Annotated in this window: 2 protein-coding genes and 1 pseudogene; all 3 read left to right on the forward strand. The window is 69.8% G+C overall.

From position 1 onward, the window contains the following. On the forward strand, window positions 1-979 hold a 979-nt coding region (locus Manayef4_RS02855; RefSeq protein ID WP_139139977.1), incomplete at its 5' end, for a beta-ketoacyl synthase N-terminal-like domain-containing protein. A gap of 24 nt (window positions 980-1,003) precedes the next feature. Next, on the forward strand, window positions 1,004-1,300 hold the full coding sequence (locus Manayef4_RS02860; RefSeq protein WP_011438510.1) for an acyl carrier protein: 297 nt from the start codon (window positions 1,004-1,006) through the stop codon (window positions 1,298-1,300). 89 nt (window positions 1,301-1,389) lie between these two features. After that, window positions 1,390-1,947: pseudogene (locus Manayef4_RS02865) on the forward strand (SDR family NAD(P)-dependent oxidoreductase); the annotation flags it as partial. Window positions 1,948-2,026 lie beyond the last annotated feature (79 nt).

Raw genomic sequence — 2,026 nt, forward strand, 5'->3', positions numbered from 1 at the left:
GGCTGACAGCCGCGTTCACCGAGCTCACCCTCGCGATCTGATCACACACTCGACAGGGTCAACCATGCCCTGCCATCCCGCAATGCAACAGACCCTCAGCGCCTACCAGTCCTTCGCCTGGTTCTATGCGGTCAACACCGRCCAGATATCGATCCGGCACCGCCTGCGCGGCCCCGGCGGCGTGATCGTCAGCGACCAGGCCGGGGGTCTGGACGCAATCGCTCAGGCCAGGCGCCAGATCCGGAGAGGCGCCAGGGTGATCGTCTCCGGCGGGGTGGACAGCTCGATCTGCCCCTGGGGCTGGGTTGCCCAGCTGACCAGCGGCCGGCTCAGCACCGATGACGATCCGGTGTCCGCGTTCGTGCCGTTCGACCGGCGGGCCCGCGGGCACGTTCCGGGCGAAGGCGGGGCGCTCCTCGTCCTGGAAGACGCCCGCTCTGCCCGGGATCGGGGCGTCAGTGGTATCTACGGCGAGATCACCGGGTACGCGGCCACCTTCGACCCACGGCCCGGCACCATGCGCGTCCCCGGCCTCGCGCGCGCCATCGAGCTGGCCCTGGCGGACGCGCGGGTGTCGGCGGCCGACGTCGACGTGGTGTTTGCCGACGCGGCCGCGGTACCCGAGCTCGACCGGGCCGAGGCGGAAGCCATCCGAGGGGTGTTCGGGCGACGGGGTGTCGCGGTCACCGCGCCGAAGACGATGACCGGGCGGTTGTACTCCGGTGCGGGGGCGCTTGACGTGGTCGGTGCGCTGCTGGCCATGCGGGACTCCGTCATCCCGCCGACTGTGAACGTGACCGTCGACCCGGAGCACGGGATCGACCTGGTGACCACGCCCCGACCCGGCCCGGTCGGCACGGCGCTCGTGCTCGCCAGGGGGCACGGCGGCTTCAACTCGGCGCTGGTCGCCCGCTCCGTCCACAGCGCGGGTGGCACCGACCTCACCCGAGCCGACTCCCGCGGCCCGGTACCGGAATGACCGACGATCTGTGCGGAGGCGACCATGAATTCCCGGCCAATGACTATCGATGATCTGCGACGTGTTCTTCGCGAGGGTGCCGGCGCCGAGGAGGGGATCGATCTCGACGGCGACATCCTGGACACGTCGTTCGAAAGCCTCGGATACGACTCTCTGGCCCTTCTGGAAACGACGTCCCGGATTGCCAACGAGTACGGGGTGAAGCTTTCCGACGACGCCGCGACGAGCGCGCGGACGCCCCGGGAGCTGCTCGAGCTTGTCAATGTCGGCAGCGGCGGCGTCGTGGTCGGCGGCGGCGCGGACGCGGACCGCCTGCTCTGAGACGGCGTCCACGGCGGCACGCGTCCACACGATCCGAGTCGGGCCTGTCAGGCTGCGGCCGCGCCGGCCCCACCACCAAGGGAGGAACCATGCCAGCAAACCAGCCGCCGGGCGCCCAGCCACGGGTGGCAGTGGTCACCGGAGCCACCAGCGGGATCGGACTGGCCGTCACCCGAGCCCTGGCCCGTGGCGGCAACCGGGTCTTCCTCTGTGCACGCGACGTCGCGAACGTGGAGCTCACGGTCAAACAACTGCGCGGGGAAGGCCTCGACGTCAACGGGCTCGTCTGCGACGTGCGCTCCGCCACGCAGGTCGCGGCCTTCGTCACGACGGTCGCCGACCGGTGGGGACCGATCGACATCCTGGTGAACAACGCGGGCCGAAGCGGCGGGGGAACCACCGCAGACATCACGGACGACCTGTGGCTCGACGTTATAAACACAAATCTGAACAGCGTCTTCTTCATGACCCGGGATGTGCTCAGCCGCGGCGGCATGCGCGGCCGCCCGTGGGGACGGATCGTGAACATCGCGTCCACCGCCGGAAAACAGGGCGTCGTACTCGGGGCGCCGTACTCGGCGTCGAAGCACGGCGTGGTCGGTTTTACCAAGGCCCTSGGCAACGAGCTGGGAAAGACGGGGATCACGTAGCTGTTCAGCTCGGGTGGTAGGCGGTGCGCTTGGCGCTTATCGGCGTCAGGGCAGGCGGAGCGCCCCGTGCGCGATG

It is taken from the genome of Frankia sp. CgMI4, from assembly GCF_001756285.1.
GTDB lineage: Bacteria > Actinomycetota > Actinomycetes > Frankiales > Frankiaceae > Frankia > Frankia casuarinae.